The sequence below is a fragment of the Flavobacterium sp. genome, from assembly GCF_031409475.1.
In the GTDB taxonomy this organism is placed as follows: Bacteria; Bacteroidota; Bacteroidia; order Flavobacteriales; family Flavobacteriaceae; genus Flavobacterium.
The window spans coordinates 109,034-126,322 of record NZ_JANNXH010000002.1; the positions used below are offsets into that span (position 1 = coordinate 109,034).

Genomic DNA, 17,289 nt, shown 5'->3' on the forward strand with positions numbered 1-17,289 from the left:
TGATATTATAATATCATTTTATTATACTTTTTTGATATTGTAATATCAAATTATTATATATTTGTATTGTAATTGGAGGCAAAAATGATAAATAGAACTTCGCAACTCGAAATTGACAGCTATCTTTTTAAAGGAAAAGCAATACTCGTATTTGGCGCAAGACAAGTAGGAAAAACGTCTTTGATAAAAAACACCATCAAAGATCAATCCTATTTGTGGCTCAATGGCGATGAACCCGACACACAACTTTTATTGGAAAACATCACTACAGATAGACTAAAAGCTTTAATTGGAGACCATAAAATATTGGTTATTGACGAAGCGCAAATGATTCATAATATTGGTTTACTCATCAAGCGAATGGTCGATAATTATCCCGAAATTCAAGTGATTGCTTCGGGAAGCAGCGCATTTGAATTGGCGGATAAAACCAAAGAATCAATGGTGGGAAGAAAAGAGGAATTGCAACTTTTTCCTTTGAGTTACAACGAAATGGTGCTAAACACCAATTTTATCGAAGAAACTCGGTTGGTTCCGCATCGATTGGTTTTTGGGTATTATCCCGAAGTGGTTACCAATCCTGGAAAAGAAGAAAAAATCCTCAATGATTTGGTTGAAGGTTTTCTGTATAAAGACATTTTGAATCTCGAAGGGATCAAAAAATCGGCTACGTTACAACGGTTGGTTCAAATGTTGGCGTATCGAATTGGTAGCGAAATTAGCTATAATTCATTGGCAAATGATTTAGGAATAAACCGATTGACAGTGGAGAAATACATTGATATTCTCGAAAAAAACTTTATCGTTTTTAGTTTGAATGCCTTTAGCAAAAACCAAGATAACGAACTCAAAAAAGGGCGAAAAGTTTATTTTTGGGACACTGGTTTGCGCAATCGAATTATCAAAAATTTTAATCCAATAGAGTTGCGGGACGACATTGGAGCTTTGTGGGAGAACTTCATTATTAGCGAACGCAAGAAAAAATTATCGTATGAAAATCAGTTCAAAGACACTTATTTTTGGAGAAACACACAACAAGCGGAAATCGATTATTTAGAAATAAAAAACACCGAAATTGAGGCTTTTGAAATCAAATACAGCCCAAATCAAAAAGTACGATTTACCAAATCTTTCACCGAAAAGTATCATCCAAAAACAACGCAAGTCATTCACAAAGAAAATTTTTGGGATTACTTGTTGTAAAAAATATTCATCCATTTAAAAAGTAAAAACATATGCCCTTCCAACCTGTATTCGCCCAATTTTGGGAAAAAGTAAAAGAGAGTATCGAAAACAAAACCTACGCCAAATTGACTTTGGCCAAAACCATTGGAGATACCGAGTTAAAAAATATTTATGTTCGCCCTGTTTTATTAGAAAACGATGTCTTTAGCCTTTCGGTTACAGCGCGTTATAAAACCGAGGAAATAGAAAGTTTTCATTCGCTAGACGAAGCCTTTTTAATTTTGTCTCCCTTTATGAATAATCCTTTTTTGACCGCATTATTATTCACCACAGAAAACGATATTACTTTTAAACTCAACAAAAAACGTGTTGGAAGTATTATAGAACAGCCACCGACTTTCAAAAAAGCATCGGATGTGATTCTGGAAATGAAGGAAAAAGGAATTTGAATACAATAATCAGTGGTCAGTGTTGGAATATTAAATCTTCAATTATAATTTACAATAGCATTTATGAAAAATATAGTAGTTGTTACTCTGTTTCTTTTTACAAGTTCATTTTTTGGACAGGAATTATCTGATAAAGAAATTATTAGGAAGGCCATTCAATTTTTAAAGGTCGCAGAAAAAGATGTATTATCAGATAAAATATGCTTAAAAGTTATTCCTAACCAAAAAGAAAAAGTAATTATTCTTATTCCAATAATATCAAAGCGATATGCTGAATGTGGAGATGACCCCTGTTTTGATATAGATAATAACATTTTGATATGGAATAAAACCACAAAAAAAATTGAAACGAAATACACTAAAAAAGCAGAATGGACTTCAGATGCTATGTATCTTTCTGAATTAAATATCGATACAGGACTTTATTATTTGAATAAAAGCACGAGAGCCTTTGGAATAAGATATAGTTATAGTGGGAGTTCAAGGGTTAATCCTTTTGGCTCTAATTCAATAAATCTTTATTATTTAAAAAACAATCAAATAATTGAAGTTTTAAATGATTTTAATTTAAATAACTTAAATGGTGAATCAAATGGTGATTGTGCCAATGGTTCATACGAAAGTTCAAAAAGCGTCTTTATTATTAATGATAAACTAACAACAAAATTGAATGATATCACTGTTAAAACAAAGTTGAAAGACTATTCTATGGATGAAGATTGTGAAAAAGAAATAATCAAAAAAGAAAGTACAAAAACAAGCGTTTTAAAGTTCGATGAAAAACAGCATAAATATGTTTTAAAACAATAAAATTATCAGAACCGAAAACTTTACAAGCTTAATCTCAACAAAAAATAACAAAAAAATCTGTGAAAATCCTTTTAATCTGTGGCAAAAAAATTAACCACAAAGCACACAAAGCCCTTCGACAAGCTCAGGATGACTCACAAAGAGCACCAAAAACCCCGAAGGAAAGTTTAAAAAACTACAGTTTAAAAGGCTCGGATTTCAAATAAACCAAATAATCTTTAATCATTCCTTGTGGTTTGTTGTCAAAACGGTGCAAATAGCGAAACCCTTTAATAGTTTCTTCTTGACCCAAATCGATTATTATTTGATGCGGATGTGGTGGTTTTGCTCCGGCTGATTGTGTTTGCCAATACGTAGATTCCTGTTGGTCAAAAACTTTATCGGCTGTTTGATTTCCAGAGGTGGTTTCTTCGCTGCTAGCAAATACTATTTTCCATTTTAAAACCGGAATTATTTTGCCGTCAGCACCAATTAATTCTAACTCTGCCAATGTCGATAAAGGATCGTCTGCTTTTTGTGAGTTCAAGGTTTCAAGACAAAAGAATTTTCCAGTTGCAGGCGAAGAAAAACTAGTTTCTTTCCAACCGTTTTCGCTACCAAAAGTTCCTTTATGGACAGGAATTTCTGCTGCTAAATCTACTTTTTGACCCGGTTTTTTATTAAAAAGCGATTCGTCAATATTGATTTTATCTACAATCAAATGAGACAATCCCGACACTTTGGTACTGGTTGGCGAATCAACATCCAAAACGATGATTTCATTCTTTTTCTTCAGCCAAGCTCCAGGAATAAACAGGGTTTGTTGCGGTCCAATTTTCCAAAAACGTCCCAAATTATAGCCATTTACCCAAACCATTCCTTTGCCCCAGCTACTCATATCTAGGAAAGTATCGCCTGTTTTTGTCAAATTAAATGTGCCTTTGTACCAACCGGGTTTGTTAGAAGTCTTAGCAGTATATTTAACATTTTTCTGGAAAGCATAGTCAACAGGAAAATTAAAAACTTCCCAATTTTTTACATTCGTAGTGCTAGAACCATTCACTAATTCTACTTTTTCAGTAATTCCTTTTGGGTCAACAATTCCTTTCCCAAAATTGACACGACCGGTGGCTTCAACCAAAATATCTAATTGTGCATTTTCAGTTAGAACGGGGATTTCGAGTGTTGTTTCCCCTTTTCTTCGGTCTAATTTACCGATGATTTTACCATTTATAAAAACAGTAGCCCAATCGTGTACTTCGGTTATAACCAATTTTTGTTTGGTCGAAGAAGCCGCAATTTTTGTTCTGTACAAAATACGTCCCCAACCTTGGTCAAAACTTTCCATCGGTTGAATGTTTTCTGTTTTATGCGGAACAGGCAAATTTTCGAATAGAGAAGCACTTTCTTTTAATTCAAAACTCGGAATTTCGATAATAGGCATTGGCGCTGGAATAGCGGCTAAAGTTTCGCCTTCTTGTAAATAATTTTTCAACAAATCACGAATGGCAAAAAACTTCTCAGTCGTGTTTCCTTGCTCGCCAATGGGCGCATTGTAATCATAGGAAGACACCATTGCTGAATAGGGAGCTGCATTTGCACCGCCCCATTGCCCAAACGAAGTGCCGCCGTGAGCCATATACAGGCTGAATGAAATTTTGCGATCCATCATTTCTTTCAAACTACCAATAAAACTATCAACCGAACGTGTTTCGTGAGGTTTTCCCCAATGATCGAACCAACCAGTCCAATATTCGCTACACATTAAAGGAGCTGTAGGATATATTTCTTGAAATTTTTTGAATTCTTTGTCGATGTTTGCTCCTGCACCAAAATTCAAAGTAGTAGCTACACCCTCTACTTTATATTTGTTAAAATTAGACGACCAATCGCAACGAAAAAGTTGTACTTTGTCAAAAGCCGATTTCACAATATCGCGAATTGCCGCCATATAAGTACCATCAGATCCATAGGCTGCATATTCGTTTTCGACCTGAACCATAATAATATTTCCTCCGTTTTGGATTTGTAATGGTGCTAGTTGTTTTCCTGCTTCGCCAATAAATTTTTTGGCACGTTCCATAAAAAACGAATCCGAAATATCACGCACTTTTAAATCTTTTTTCTTTAGCAACCACCACGGAAAACCGCCCATATCCCATTCGGCGCAGGCGTAAGGTCCAGGGCGAACAATACAATACATTCCGTTTTTTTTGGTCAATCGAACAAACTCGGCTATGTCATTTTGACCCGAAAAATCAAACTGATTTTGTTTTTGTTCGTGAATATTCCAAAACAAATAGATACAAATCGTATTCATTCCCATCGCTTTGCAAAGTTGGATTCGTTGTTCCCAATATTGTTTTGGGATACGTGCATAATGCAACTCCGCTGCTCTAATAATATAGGGCTTCCCGTTTAACAAGAATTCTTTGTTTCCTGTTGTGAAAGTTTGTTTTTGTTGCTGTGCGATTCCATTTTTGGTAAACAAAAAGAAAGACAAAAGGATTAATAAAAGTGGTTTTCTCATTTTATGGGTTTATTTTATGGATTTTGGATAGTTAAATTTATATACCGATTTTTGTTTTTTTGTGATTTGAAAATCTCAAAAATAATCAAAATAAAGCTTCGAATATTAAATTTTCACTAATTTATACTGTTTATTAAAAATGAGAAATCTCACTTTTCTCCGTCCCATTCCCTATAAAACTGCGAAAGAAAACCTTCCATGTAAAAATGTCTGTCTTGAGCGATTTTTTTCCCTGTTTCAGTGTTCATTTTGTCTTTTAAAAGCAATAACTTTTCGTAAAAATGATTTAATGTTGGGGAATTAGATTTTTTATATTCTTCTTTAGACATTATTAAATTTGGAGCGATTTCAGGATTGTACAACGCTCTGTTTTTAAACCCACCATAATTGAATGCTCTAGCAATTCCTATAGCGCCAATAGCGTCTAAACGATCTGCGTCTTGCACAATATCCAATTCGATTGAAGTGAATTTCTGTACCTGATTTCCGCCTTTGAAAGAGATGTTTTCGATGATCTTAATTACGTGCTGAATTATAGCCTCATCCACTTTTTGATTTTCTAAAAAAGCGCGAGCGGTTTTTGGCCCAATGGTTTCGTCGCCGTTATGAAATTTACTATCTGCAATATCATGAAGTAACGCTCCGAGTTTTACAACCATCAAATCACAGTCTTCCTCTTGGGCTATTAAAGCAGCATTTTTGTAGACTCTTTCGATGTGAAACCAATCGTGTCCGCCTTCGGCATTTTCTAATTGTTGTTTTACAAAAAGTATAGTATTATTTAGTATTGACATCTTTTTTAAGTTTAAAAAAATCCTTTCGTTTGAAAGGATTTAAAGGTCTTTTTATCTAAAAGTCTATTATCGTATCAAAGCAGGTTGAACCCACTTAAAGATTGTAGATTCTGCAGGAATAACAAGCCTTTCTGAAATTTTCGCCATTCGTCCTGGCAATTTCATCAGATAATCCCTTGCTTTTTCGGCCTCATCTGTCAATCCAGAGAGTTTGTCGATTTCCCATTTTTCAATCAATTTTTGCATGATATCAACATAATCACTCGCAGTGTAAACTCCTATTCGCTGTGCTGAATCTGAAAAATTCAAGAATGCTGAACTTATTTTTTCGCCAGATTCTCTCAAAAATTGAGCTGGCATTACTATTTTTTGTTTCATCATATAATTAAACGCCAATAGCATTTCGCTTGGATCTACTTTAAAAATTTGAGTGACAAATTCTGAGTAAGCATGATGATGGCGCATTTCGTCTCCAGCTATCATTTTGCAAATTTTGGATAATTTTTTATCTCCATAATCTTTTGCAATTTGAGATACTCTGTTATGAGAAATATAAGTAGCTAATTCTTGGAAACTAGTGTAAACAAAGTTTTTGTAAGGATCACGACCAGTGCCAATATCAAATCCATCGGCAATTAAATGTTGCGTTGTCATTTCAATCTCACGCATATTTACACGACCTGATAAGTATAAATATTTGTTTAGCAAATCACCGTGACGATTTTCTTCACCAGTCCAATGGCGAACCCATTTTGACCAGCCATTTGCTTCGGTTTGTCCTACTCCATCAACGTCCATGAGCCAAGATTCATAAGTTGGCAATGCCTCTTCGGTGATTGTATCGCCCACAAGGGTCACCCAAAAATCATAGGGTAAATCTTTTGCGATTTCTCGCAATTCTTTTACTTCTTCAAAAAAATTATCCTCTTCGGAATTGGGTAAAAAATCAGATGGTTGCCAAATTTTCTCTACTGGAATTAGATATTGATCCACAAAACCATCGATTTTGTTTTCCAAAAAATGCATTACTTCTAGTCGGACGTTATGTGTAGACATTTGTTATTTTAGATTTTAGATTTCTCTAATGGCTATAAAACCTGTTATTATTTAATTTTTATACCTTCAATTACTGCTCTTTCGGTTTTTTCTATTATTTCTTCAAAAGACATTTCTTTTACCAAAAGTGGTTTATGAACTGTAAAGGTAAGATGATTTCCTAAACCAAGTGGAAAAAATCCATATTTAACGATTTTCCATGAATTATTTATGCTTATTGGAACCACGTATGCCGATGGTGCGTATTTGCATAAAATTTTCAAACCACTTTGAGCAAATTCTCTTGGATGTCCCGTTTTGCTTCGTGTTCCTTCGGGAAAAATCACTGCCGAGCGGTTGTTTTTTTCGATATATTCTGACAATCCTTTGATGACTGGAATGGCTTGTTTGGGATCTTTTCGATCAATTAGAACCGAACCACCATGTCTTAAATTATAAGACACACTAGGAATGCCACTTCCCAATTCTTTCTTGCTCACGAACTTACAGTGAAATCGGCGTAAATACCATATCATAGCAACAATATCATATAAACTTTGATGATTGGATACAAATATCAAAGGAACGTTTTTGGGAATGCTTTCTGTGTTTTCGAATGTATAAGTCGTTCCTAAAAGATTGGTGCATCGAACTAGAAAAAAGTTAAGGTAATCGACACTTTTTTTGTGAGCCTGATATCCAAAAAAATTTAAGCAAACCCATTGAATGGGATGAAAAACACACAAACATAAACCAAAGCACAAATAATAAATCGTGGATATAGGATATGAAATTATTTTGAGCATCATAAATGTTTAATTGCAAAAATAAGAAATATTTTTGTAGCGGGATTTAATTCAGAAACAATAAATAGGTTTAGTGTTTAATTGTACCTTTGCTTTTCTATAGATAGTTTTGATTAAATGAGTTTTAAATATCCCAAAAACGAAAAGCTAAAAAGCAAAATCACCATAGATTTACTTTTTTCCAAAGGCAAATCGGTTTCAAAATACCCATTGAGACTCGTTTATGCTCAGAGTGATTATGGTATTGACGAAGCATCTGAGCAGAAAATAAAAATAGGTGTTTCGGTTTCAAAAAAACATTTTAAAAAAGCCGTTGACAGAAATTATTTCAAGCGTGTGCTGCGGGAAACCTATCGATTGAACAAAGATTTGCTAATAGACAATCTGGACAAGCGGTATGCTTTTATGTTTTTTTATCAAACCAAAGACCGATTGACTTACGAAGAAATCAACACTAAAACCATTGAATTGTTTGAGAAATTTATACTTCAAATAAAAAAGGAAGAATCACCGTTATAATTTTTATCAAATCCTTTTGTTTTAGAAAAACGGCTTCAATTTTGACGCCTACTTATCAAAATAATTTTTGTAGTTTTAACTTTAAATCCAATCGCTTATGAAAACCGTATTCTTGTTCTTGATGTTACTTTTAACATTTTCTAGTTGCAAAAAAAGTGAATCCGCCGCCGAAGAAAATATTTCAGCCATGAAACTTCCACCAAAAGAAGATATGGCGGCAAGTGTTGCTTATGAAGTAGTAAATAAAAATGCTCCTCAAAAAAGTGAAGACAAAACTATCGAACAAAAAATCATCAAAACGGGTAATCTTCGGTTTGAAACCCGTGATTTAGAAACTACTTACAATCAAATACAAACCGCGGTCAAAAACTACAACGGTACAATTCAAAACGACACCGAAGGCAAGGATTATCAATCTATTTTTAAAAATATTACGGTTCGTATTCCCAGCAAAAACTTTGATTTATTTGTAAAAGAAATTTCAAAAGGCGTTGCTTATTTTGATAATAAAGAAATTTCTTCGCAAGACGTAACTGAGGAATACATTGATATTGACGCTAGACTAAAAGCCAAAAAAATACTCGAAGCGCGTTATCTCGAACTTTTGAAAAAAGCAAATAAAGTTTCGGAAATGCTAGAAATTGAGACGCAACTTTCGGCAATTCGGGAAGAAATCGAAGCCAAAGAAGGGCAATTAAGATACATGCAAAATCGCGTTTCTATGAGCACAGTAACTATTGAATTTTATAAAAACGTAGCCGAAGAAAGTGGCGTAACTGTTTCTTACGGTGCAAAAATTTGGAACGCCATAAAATCTGGGTTTTTTGGAATTTCAAGTTTCCTTTTAGGGTTACTAGAAATTTGGCCTTTTATTATCATACTTTCATTCATAATTTATTTTATTAGAAAACGATTCAAGAAAAAAACTACATAAAAATGATTTCAATTTCCAAAAAAAAGTTCCTAATTCCCATAGCTGCCTCTGCTTTTCTGTTTGTAAGTGTAAGTTTCAAAGACGATTTTTTTGAAATTGCAAAACAAATAGAAATATTCACCACGTTGTTTAAAGAACTGAATAAAAACTATGTTGACGAGACCAATCCGGGCGATTTAATGGACAAAGCCGTCAAAGGAATGCTAGCTAGTCTTGATCCATATACGGTCTATTTTAATGAGCAAGATGTTCTACGATTTAAAATTAATAATACGGGTGAATACACTGGGATTGGTGCTTTGATCACTCGAAAAGAAGATAAATTAATTATAAAAGAACCGTATAAAAATTTTCCCGCGGACAAAGCCGGACTCAAAGCCGGTGACGAGATTATTCAAATTGGCGATGTGCTTATAGCTGATTTTAAAGACGATGCTTCGCAACTTATGAAAGGAGCAAAAAACACTAAAGTAGCTATTAAATATATCCGTCAAGGCAAGACAATTACTACGAACATCATTCTTGATGAAGTCGCTATAAAATCAGTGCCGTTTTACGGAAAAATAGATGATAAAACCGGTTATATTGTTTTGGCACAATTCAATCAAAAGGCTTCGCAAGAAACCAAAGAAGCATTAGAAAAATTAAAAACAGCTGGTGCCGAAAGAGTCATAATCGATTTAAGAGGAAATCCTGGCGGACTATTAAACGAAGCGGTAAATATTTGCAATTTATTTGTTCCAAAAAATGAAATTATTGTTACCACAAAATCAAAGATTGAGAAACACAACAACACCTATAAAACTTCTAGAGAACCAGTAGATACTGAGATTCCATTAGTGATTTTAGTAAATGGCAGCAGTGCATCAGCATCAGAAATTGTTTCCGGCGCATTACAAGATTTAGACCGTGCAGTAATAATTGGAAGTAGAAGTTTTGGAAAAGGATTGGTGCAAAGACCGGTGGATTTAACTTATGGAACACAATTAAAAGTAACCATTTCGCGTTATTATACGCCGTCTGGAAGATGTATTCAAGCATTAGATTATTCCCGGAAAGACAAAAACGGAAAGGCAATAAAAACTGAAGAAAAAAACTATAACGCGTTTAAAACCCGCAAAGGAAGAACCGTTTATGATGGTGGCGGAATTCAACCAGACATAGAATTAGAAGAAACAAAATTGAGTGCCATTGCGAATGCATTGGTAAAAAATGATGGGATTTTTAATTATGTTACCCGTTATTATTATAAAAATCCAACTTTAGGAAACACCATTCCAACAATTTCTGATTCGGATTATGGCGATTTTAAACAATTTTTAATCACACAAAAATTTAATTTTGATACTGAAACGGAACTGGCACTAAAAAACACTTTGGCAACAGCCAAAAAAGAAAATTTAGACGAAACAATTGCTCTTGAATACCAACAATTACTGGCTGCGCTTCAAAAAATTGAAAATGCTTTACTCGATAAAAACAAAAAAGAGATTACGAATTTAATGATTGATGAAATCATAAAACGGTATCAATATCAAGAAGGATTGTATCAATATTACTTAAATAATAATTCTGAAATTAAAAAAGGGGTAAGTGTTTTGAATAATAGCGCTGAATACAAATCAATACTTAAAATGTGATGAAAATTTACATCAAAATTATGCTCTTGCTTTATGGTGGTTTACTATCAGGACAAGTTACTGCTCCGCAATCAGTATATTTTGATTTTGATAAATTTGCTTTAAATAAAAACCAAATAAATTCTATTATTGGTTTAATAAATTCTCCTAGTTTTTTGCAATATGATGCTATTCAACTTTACGGTTATTGTGATGATAGAGGAACTGAAGACTACAATTATAAATTATCAAACAATAGAGTTGCAACAGTTCAGAAAATTTTACTATCTCTAGGCGTTACCCAAAATAAAATTTTTATTTGTGAAGGTAAAGGACGTGTGCTTTTAGATAAAGAATGGGTTGAAAATATAGAAAAAACCCGCTATAATAACAGGCGAGTTGATTTAATTTTTATCAAAAATGCAATTTATACTTACTTCCCAGCTAGTCCAAAAGTGGGTGATTTAATTACATTAGACAAAATCAATTTTGATAAAGGATCGAGTGTGCTTACTCAGAAAGCAAAAAAAGAACTGGACAGAGCTTTGATTATTCTAGAAAAAAACAAGTCAATCCGTTTTGAAATAAAAGGCCATGTATGTTGCACTCCAAGTATATATACTGATGCGATTGACCAAGAAACTCAACAAAGAAATCTATCAATAAATAGAGCGAAAACCGTGTTTTCCTATTTTCGTTCTAAAGGTATTAGTCCCTATCGAATGGTCTATAAAGGATATGGAAACCGTTTCCCGTTAGGCAAAGAAGACGCACTTGATCGAAGGGTAGAGTTCCTGATTACCAAAATTTAATTACCCTCGAATCATCTCAATATGTGGAATGTCATCCTCGAGATACATTTCGCTGGTTTGAATAAATTTATGGCTTTCATAGAATTTTTTTAAATATAATTGTGCCCCAATAGTGATCTTGCTTTCGCCAAAATGCAACTCAATTGCAGCTATTGCTTCTCGCATTAAATCGTGTCCCCATTTTCTATCTCGATAATTTACGGCTACAGTCACTCTTCCTATTGATGCGTTGTCAAAACAAATGCCCGCTTTAAAAAGGCGAACATAAGCCACAATATTTCCGTCATATTCACCAAAAAGATGTAAGGCAAATTTGTCTTTTCCGTCAAGATCAAGATAAACACAGTTTTGCTCTACAACAAAAATTTCACTTCTTAATCTTAAAATATCATATAATTCATTTACCGAAAGTGCATCAAACGGCTTTGTTTTCCATTTTAATTCCATGTGTATTGCATTAAATATTAAAAATCAAAAAGTATCAAATCTATTTTTTGTTAACCACTACCGATTTAATAATTGCTTCTAATTCAAACATTAGATCCCTCTTTTCATTTGATGGTGAATAACAAAATCCTTCTAAAATTAAGGCTCTATTATTAGGTTCATCAATAATTACATAATTTACAAATGATCCCGACATATAATCATTTTTCAACTCCCAAGTTCCTTTGGTTTCAAAGGCATCCTTGCCGTCTAATTTAATTTTAAAATGATATGGTGCATATCCTTCATCCGTAATCATAGGTGTGTTTGTCCCTGTTCCGCTAATGTACAGAGTGCCTATAGAATCTCGCATTTTTATGATATTTGAAACTATATTTAAATCGTTTTGAATCGTTCTAATTGGGACTTCATAGAGTAACAAATTATTATTACCACTTATAATTTCTTTTTTTAGCCACATAAAATTGCTTTTATGCATTACGTAAGTATAATCGGATGGGATTTTTAAAGAAACATGAAATTTATTATAGATAATTTTAGAATCAAGTAGGAATTGATTTATAATTCTTTGGTTTTCTAAGACTTCTGATTCTTTTATAATTTTAATGATTTTTGGGGTATTCTTATCTAGAATTTTTACAATTTCTCTTGTAGATTTTCCCGAAATATGAAATACATTTTGGGGTGAAGCGTATTGGTTTTTCTTGATTTCAAATTTGGTTTTAGCCTCAATTTTGACTACTATTATAGTCCTACTATCCGTCACGAATCCTTCTAAGAATGCCGTTGAATATTGATTTATAGTAAACAACGGTTCTTCTTGAGGTAAGCCTAGAACGGGAGAAGCAAATTTATTTCTAATATTGTCTCCTATTTCACCTTCCCATAATTGATCCTCAATTATTATAGAAATAGTATTGATTTTGCCCGTAGATTGACGAATCAACAAATCCTCTTTCTTGTTACAAGAAAATAAAAAAAGAGAAATAAATAGGATTGAAAAAAGGGTCTTATTCATTGTAATTCACTTATAAATAGTGCCCAAATTTATAGAAGATTATTGTACTATCCGTTTATTTTTAGCTTCATTCCGGGTTTTATATCTTCGCCACGAATATCATTCCATTTTTTAAGGTCCGAAATGGTTACGCCTGGATATTTTTTTGCTATGCTAAATAACGAGTCGCCTTTTTTAACATAGTAATTACTGCTGTTTGCTTTTGAAGTTGCGGCTAGTTTATTGTTTTTATTGAATGTGTTTTCAGTGGTTTTAGCAATAATAACAGGCTGATTTTTTGCAACAATTAAACTATTTCCTATTGCAATATTGTTATCTGATAAATTGTTCCATTGTTTTAAATCAACCACTAAAGCCCCGAATTTTTTGGCAATATTACCGAGATTATCTCCTTTTTGAACTACATATTTTATGTCTTCTAAAATAGGTTTTTGAGTAAGTTCAACCCTCGTGTTTTCTGCATTTTTAACAATTTGTAATGTTGCACCAAGTTGAATGTTACCATTTGAAAGTTTATTCCAGTCTTTTAATTCTTGCATGGTGACATTATACTTTTTAGCAATATTGCTCAGGTTATCTCCTTTTTGAACCACATATAAAGCTGAACTTGGAGTAAAAACGGAGTCAATTGTACTCGCTTTTACAGTGGTTGTAACTGCGTTTTCAACTGTTGATTCTAATGCATTTTTAATTGCTTTAGGTTCCTGTTTTGGGGTTTTAACAACGCTTTCGTTAGCAATAATTTTTAAACTTCTTCCTCTTGAAACCGAACTGCTACTTAGATTATTCCATCTTTTTAAATCTTGAATAGTAACATCATATTTATTAGCAATTGCGCTTAAATTATCACCGCGTCGCACGGTATAATATTTCGTTTTAGAAAACGTAACTCTTTCGTTTGTAGTGTTTATAGTGTCGTTTAAAACAACAGCATTTGAAATTTGATACGGACGTTCTCTCAGATTTCCTTCATGCTCAAGATAGGCATAGATTTTATTTTCATTCGAAGTAAAGGCGGCAATCTTATCTTGTGGCAATCTTAAAAAATGATTTTGATCTTCGTAAAACGGAATCACATTCAACTTATACGATGGATTTAACAACTGCAATTGTGCCACTGGAATATCCAGTAAATCGGATATTTGTTTGAACGAAATTTGCTTTTTAATCATAATTGTATCCGTAGCAAAATGTTTTATTGCGGCTCTATTGGGTACAATTCCATGAGCTGTATGGTATTCATAAATGTACATCGTAGCCAGAAAAGCAGGAACATATCCTTGGGTTTCTTTAGGAAGATGCTTTCTAATATTCCAATAATTTTGCTGTCCGCCAGAGCGTCGTATCGCTTTAGCAACATTTCCAGGTCCTGAATTATATGACGCTAGAACTAGATCCCAATCACCAAAAATACCATACATATTAGTCATGTATTGAGTTGCGGCTGCGCTGGATTTTAAAGGGTCGCTGCGATCATCAACATAAGAATCAATCTTTAAATTATACTGTTTCCCGGTTTGATACATAAATTGCCATAATCCAGTTGCGCCCATTCTCGAAACTGCTTTTGGGTTCAAAGCTGATTCTACAACTGCCAAATATTTAATCTCTAAGGGTACATTTTGTTTGGCTAAAGCTTCTTCAAATAGTGGAAAATAATACTCAGAAATAGCCATTAATCGCTCAAATGATTTTTTTCTGTTTTTAAGAAAAGACTTGATTAAGTTTTCTAATCCTGGATTGTATTCTATATTAAAAGGTGATTTTGCATCCATGGCTTTGAGTCTTGCCTTCAATAATTCTGTAGGCAACTCATAATCTACTTTTTCGTCAATGTTAATGTTTTTTATATCGTCAGACAAATCCGTATACAAGTCTAAATTGGTCAATTCTTTCATCCATAAACTATCAACACATTCGGCCATTTGGTCTTTAACGAATGTTTTTTTGATAGAATCTAAATAAGTCGTTTTTGTTACAATTTTTGTAATCTCATTAGATTTGGAAATTTCTTGAGAAAACAATGAAATTGTAAACAATAAAAGGAATATAGTAGGGTTTTTTATGCTCATGATTTTAATGTCAACATGTTATTTTTTAAACAGTTAATCAACCGTTTTTGCAAACTTAATATGTAATAACTAAAAAAAACTAAAATTATTGTTAAAAATGCAATTTTTAGTCTAAAATGGCTGCGATTCCTGGCAATATTCTGCCTTCAAGCATTTCTAGCATGGCACCACCACCAGTTGAAACGTAACTCACTTTTTGTTCTAACCCAAACTGTTTCACGGCTGCAACTGAATCTCCTCCACCCACGAGGGAGAATGCACCGTTTGCAGTTGATTCTGCAATAAAGTTACCAAGAGCAATGGTTCCGTTAGCAAAATTTTCCATTTCAAAAACACCCAATGGACCATTCCAAAGTATAGTTTTTGATTCCATGATTACTTTTTTGAAGTTTTCTAATGATTTTGGACCAGCGTCTAATCCTTGCCATCCGTCAGGAATTTCACGAACATCAACAACTTGTGTATCAGCATCATTTGAAAAAGCATTGGCTGCAACAACATCAACAGGAATGTGAATTTGAACTCCTTTTTCTTTAGCTAATCTTAATATTTCTAATGCTAATTCTTGTTTGTCATCTTCACAAATCGAATCGCCAATTTTTCCACCAAGTGCTTTCACAAAAGTAAAAGTCATTCCGCCACCAATAATCATGTGATCTACTTTGTCCAGAATGTTTTCGATAACCGTTATTTTCGACGAAACTTTTGAGCCACCAAGAACCGCTGTTACTGGTTTTTCGCTGTTTTTTAAAACCTTGTTTAAACTCTCAATTTCTTTGGCTAATAATAATCCAAAGCATTTTTCGTTGGGAAAAAATTGAGCAATAATTGTAGTCGAAGCGTGTGCTCTGTGTGCCGTACCAAAAGCGTCGTTTACATAAATAGCACCAAGAGAGGCTAATTCTTTTGCAAAAGCAACATCGCCAGCTTCTTCTTCTTCATGAAAACGAAGATTTTCTAATAACAAAACTTCCCCTGATTTTAAATTATCAGCAGCTGTTTTTGCAATTACTCCAATACAATTTTCTGAAAATTTCACAGGAACTCCCAAAATTTCAGTCGTTTTTTTCAAAATGTGTTGTAAGGAATATTTATCTTGAACTCCTTTTGGTCTACCAAGATGCGACATCAAAATTACGCTTCCACCATCGGCAAGAATTTTATCAATTGTTGGTTTTGCCGCTTCGATACGAGTAGCATCGGTTACATTGAAATTTTCATCTAATGGCACGTTAAAATCAACGCGGATTATCGCTTTTTTATCTTTAAAATCGAAATCGTTTATAGTTTTCATTGGTTTATTTTTAATTTATTTTTTAGAAAGTAAAACAAATATAGTTTTTTTAGACAAGTTTTAAATCCTAAAAACGCAAAACAAAGCACTTTAAGTCAACGAAATCGTTGTAAATTAATAAAATTAGTTGCTTTTGGAATTTAATTTAAAAAAGTTGTATATTTATTTTATCCCAAGTTTTCTCTTGAATTCCAAAAAAAATAAAACCTTATTATGAAACATTCTTTACTAAATGATTTAGATGCAAACTACATTGTTATTATTTTATTTTTTATCATGCTTGTTGCTGTTTGGATAGGATTTAAACTAGGCTACAAAAAAACAAAATCCGAATCAAGAAACCCCGAACTTTTATCTTCCTTATTGGGATTATTTGCTTTGTTGTTGGCCTTTACTTTTGGTATGGCGGGTTCTCGCTATGAAAACAGGAAAAGTAATATCATTGAAGAAGCAAATGCCATTGGAACTGCAATTCTTCGTGCCGATATTTATCCTGATAGTATAAAAACAGCCTTTAAAAAAGATTTTGAAATTTATTTGAACTCCAGAATTATTTATTTTACTGCAGACCGTAACGAAACAAAAATAAACAACTCTTTAAAAATTTCGGCAGCAATAAGTGCTAATTTATGGAGTCGTGCCAGTTTTCTTGCCAAAGACAAAAACTACTTTATTCAAACAAATATGATGGTTCCTGCACTTAATGATATGTATGATCTTGCGTCAAAAGCAAATACAGTTTATACCTCTAAAGTTCCAGAATCTATTGTATATTTATTATTAATTTTTTCGATAATTATTTCTTTTTATGTTGGTTACAATGCTGGATTAGAAAAAAAACTATGCAAAAAACACATCGTTGGTTTTTGTTTTTTGACCTGTCTTGTAATTTATATCACATTAGATTTAGACCGTCCAAGACGTGGTTTAATAAATTTGGGAGACGAAATTGTTTTATTGAAAGAGTTAAAGCAAAATTTTTAATT

16 protein-coding genes are annotated in these 17,289 nt (G+C 33.0%); 8 read left to right on the plus strand and 8 right to left on the minus strand.

The features are described from left to right. The first annotated feature begins 84 nt into the window (after positions 1-84). From RMO53_RS00535 to RMO53_RS00545, 3 genes are all read left to right on the plus strand, one after another. Positions 85-1,203: an ATP-binding protein gene (locus RMO53_RS00535; protein WP_310377395.1), complete on the plus strand. Its 1,119-nt coding sequence runs from the start codon at positions 85-87 to the stop codon at positions 1,201-1,203. A gap of 32 nt (positions 1,204-1,235) precedes the next feature. Beyond that, entirely contained in the window at positions 1,236-1,634 is a 399-nt protein-coding gene (locus RMO53_RS00540; RefSeq protein WP_310377396.1) for a hypothetical protein, read from the plus strand. 63 nt (positions 1,635-1,697) lie between these two features. Further along, complete coding sequence (locus tag RMO53_RS00545; protein ID WP_310377397.1) at positions 1,698-2,444, plus strand: hypothetical protein; 747 nt, start codon at positions 1,698-1,700, stop codon at positions 2,442-2,444. A 175-nt stretch (positions 2,445-2,619) separates the two neighbouring features. Here the strand turns inward: RMO53_RS00545 and RMO53_RS00550 are convergent, their stop codons facing one another. The 4 genes from RMO53_RS00550 to RMO53_RS00565 all read right to left on the minus strand — a co-directional run bounded on the left by RMO53_RS00550 (position 2,620) and on the right by RMO53_RS00565 (position 7,588). Continuing rightward, the gene (locus RMO53_RS00550; RefSeq protein ID WP_310377398.1) at positions 2,620-4,953 is read right to left on the minus strand and encodes a beta-galactosidase; all 2,334 of its coding nucleotides are present in this window, start codon (positions 4,951-4,953) and stop codon (positions 2,620-2,622) included. A gap of 149 nt (positions 4,954-5,102) precedes the next feature. Further along, the gene (locus RMO53_RS00555; protein WP_310377399.1) at positions 5,103-5,747 is read right to left on the minus strand and encodes an HD domain-containing protein; all 645 of its coding nucleotides are present in this window, start codon (positions 5,745-5,747) and stop codon (positions 5,103-5,105) included. Positions 5,748-5,813: 66 nt separating this feature from the next. Then, positions 5,814-6,803 carry an acyl-ACP desaturase gene (locus tag RMO53_RS00560; RefSeq protein WP_310377400.1) on the minus strand — a complete coding sequence of 330 codons (990 nt, stop codon included), beginning with the start codon at positions 6,801-6,803 and terminating at the stop codon, positions 5,814-5,816. Between the two features lie 47 nt (positions 6,804-6,850). Then, positions 6,851-7,588: a lysophospholipid acyltransferase family protein gene (locus tag RMO53_RS00565; protein WP_310377421.1), complete on the minus strand. Its 738-nt coding sequence runs from the start codon at positions 7,586-7,588 to the stop codon at positions 6,851-6,853. A 117-nt stretch (positions 7,589-7,705) separates the two neighbouring features. Between RMO53_RS00565 and rnpA the strand changes: the two genes are divergently transcribed. The 4 genes from rnpA (at position 7,706) to RMO53_RS00585 (ending at position 11,472) form a co-directional block, all read left to right on the plus strand. Then, entirely contained in the window at positions 7,706-8,107 is a 402-nt protein-coding gene (gene rnpA, locus RMO53_RS00570) for a ribonuclease P protein component (protein WP_310377401.1), read from the plus strand. Positions 8,108-8,204: 97 nt separating this feature from the next. Beyond that, positions 8,205-9,041 (plus strand): DUF4349 domain-containing protein, encoded by an 837-nt coding sequence (locus RMO53_RS00575; protein ID WP_310377402.1) that lies wholly within the window; start codon positions 8,205-8,207, stop codon positions 9,039-9,041. Between the two features lie 2 nt (positions 9,042-9,043). Beyond that, positions 9,044-10,681 (plus strand): S41 family peptidase, encoded by a 1,638-nt coding sequence (locus tag RMO53_RS00580; RefSeq protein ID WP_310377403.1) that lies wholly within the window; start codon positions 9,044-9,046, stop codon positions 10,679-10,681. After that, positions 10,681-11,472 carry an OmpA family protein gene (locus RMO53_RS00585; protein ID WP_310377404.1) on the plus strand — a complete coding sequence of 264 codons (792 nt, stop codon included), beginning with the start codon at positions 10,681-10,683 and terminating at the stop codon, positions 11,470-11,472. Before RMO53_RS00580 ends, RMO53_RS00585 begins: the two co-directional genes overlap by 1 nt. On the opposite strand, the gene RMO53_RS00590 is transcribed toward RMO53_RS00585, so the two are convergent. The 4 genes from RMO53_RS00590 to RMO53_RS00605 form a co-directional block, all read right to left on the minus strand. Then, complete coding sequence (locus RMO53_RS00590; protein ID WP_310377405.1) at positions 11,473-11,919, minus strand: GNAT family N-acetyltransferase; 447 nt, start codon at positions 11,917-11,919, stop codon at positions 11,473-11,475. It lies immediately after the preceding gene. 40 nt (positions 11,920-11,959) lie between these two features. Next, positions 11,960-12,937 (minus strand): DUF4837 family protein, encoded by a 978-nt coding sequence (locus RMO53_RS00595; RefSeq protein WP_310377406.1) that lies wholly within the window; start codon positions 12,935-12,937, stop codon positions 11,960-11,962. 47 nt (positions 12,938-12,984) lie between these two features. Further along, positions 12,985-15,009, minus strand: coding sequence for a LysM peptidoglycan-binding domain-containing protein (locus RMO53_RS00600; protein WP_310377407.1), 2,025 nt, complete (start codon positions 15,007-15,009; stop codon positions 12,985-12,987). A 106-nt stretch (positions 15,010-15,115) separates the two neighbouring features. Continuing rightward, positions 15,116-16,303: a phosphoglycerate kinase gene (locus RMO53_RS00605; RefSeq protein WP_310377408.1), complete on the minus strand. Its 1,188-nt coding sequence runs from the start codon at positions 16,301-16,303 to the stop codon at positions 15,116-15,118. Between the two features lie 213 nt (positions 16,304-16,516). Between RMO53_RS00605 and RMO53_RS00610 the strand changes: the two genes are divergently transcribed. Further along, the gene (locus RMO53_RS00610) at positions 16,517-17,287 is read left to right on the plus strand and encodes a hypothetical protein (RefSeq protein ID WP_310377409.1); all 771 of its coding nucleotides are present in this window, start codon (positions 16,517-16,519) and stop codon (positions 17,285-17,287) included. Positions 17,288-17,289: the final 2 nt, after the last annotated feature.

Bases quoted from the DNA above. Each gene is read 5' to 3' on its own strand.
- RMO53_RS00535 (WP_310377395.1), top strand. From the start codon at position 85: ATGATAAATAGAACTTCGCAACTCGAAATTGACAGCTATCTTTTTAAA.
- RMO53_RS00540 (WP_310377396.1), top strand. From the start codon at position 1,236: ATGCCCTTCCAACCTGTATTCGCCCAATTTTGGGAAAAAGTAAAAGAG.
- RMO53_RS00545 (WP_310377397.1), top strand. From the start codon at position 1,698: ATGAAAAATATAGTAGTTGTTACTCTGTTTCTTTTTACAAGTTCATTT.
- RMO53_RS00550 (WP_310377398.1), bottom strand. From the start codon at position 4,953: ATGAGAAAACCACTTTTATTAATCCTTTTGTCTTTCTTTTTGTTTACC.
- RMO53_RS00555 (WP_310377399.1), bottom strand. From the start codon at position 5,747: ATGTCAATACTAAATAATACTATACTTTTTGTAAAACAACAATTAGAA.
- RMO53_RS00560 (WP_310377400.1), bottom strand. From the start codon at position 6,803: ATGTCTACACATAACGTCCGACTAGAAGTAATGCATTTTTTGGAAAAC.
- RMO53_RS00565 (WP_310377421.1), bottom strand. From the start codon at position 7,588: ATGCTCAAAATAATTTCATATCCTATATCCACGATTTATTATTTGTGC.
- rnpA (WP_310377401.1), top strand. From the start codon at position 7,706: ATGAGTTTTAAATATCCCAAAAACGAAAAGCTAAAAAGCAAAATCACC.
- RMO53_RS00575 (WP_310377402.1), top strand. From the start codon at position 8,205: ATGAAAACCGTATTCTTGTTCTTGATGTTACTTTTAACATTTTCTAGT.
- RMO53_RS00580 (WP_310377403.1), top strand. From the start codon at position 9,044: ATGATTTCAATTTCCAAAAAAAAGTTCCTAATTCCCATAGCTGCCTCT.
- RMO53_RS00585 (WP_310377404.1), top strand. From the start codon at position 10,681: ATGAAAATTTACATCAAAATTATGCTCTTGCTTTATGGTGGTTTACTA.
- RMO53_RS00590 (WP_310377405.1), bottom strand. From the start codon at position 11,919: ATGGAATTAAAATGGAAAACAAAGCCGTTTGATGCACTTTCGGTAAAT.
- RMO53_RS00595 (WP_310377406.1), bottom strand. From the start codon at position 12,937: ATGAATAAGACCCTTTTTTCAATCCTATTTATTTCTCTTTTTTTATTT.
- RMO53_RS00600 (WP_310377407.1), bottom strand. From the start codon at position 15,009: ATGAGCATAAAAAACCCTACTATATTCCTTTTATTGTTTACAATTTCA.
- RMO53_RS00605 (WP_310377408.1), bottom strand. From the start codon at position 16,303: ATGAAAACTATAAACGATTTCGATTTTAAAGATAAAAAAGCGATAATC.
- RMO53_RS00610 (WP_310377409.1), top strand. From the start codon at position 16,517: ATGAAACATTCTTTACTAAATGATTTAGATGCAAACTACATTGTTATT.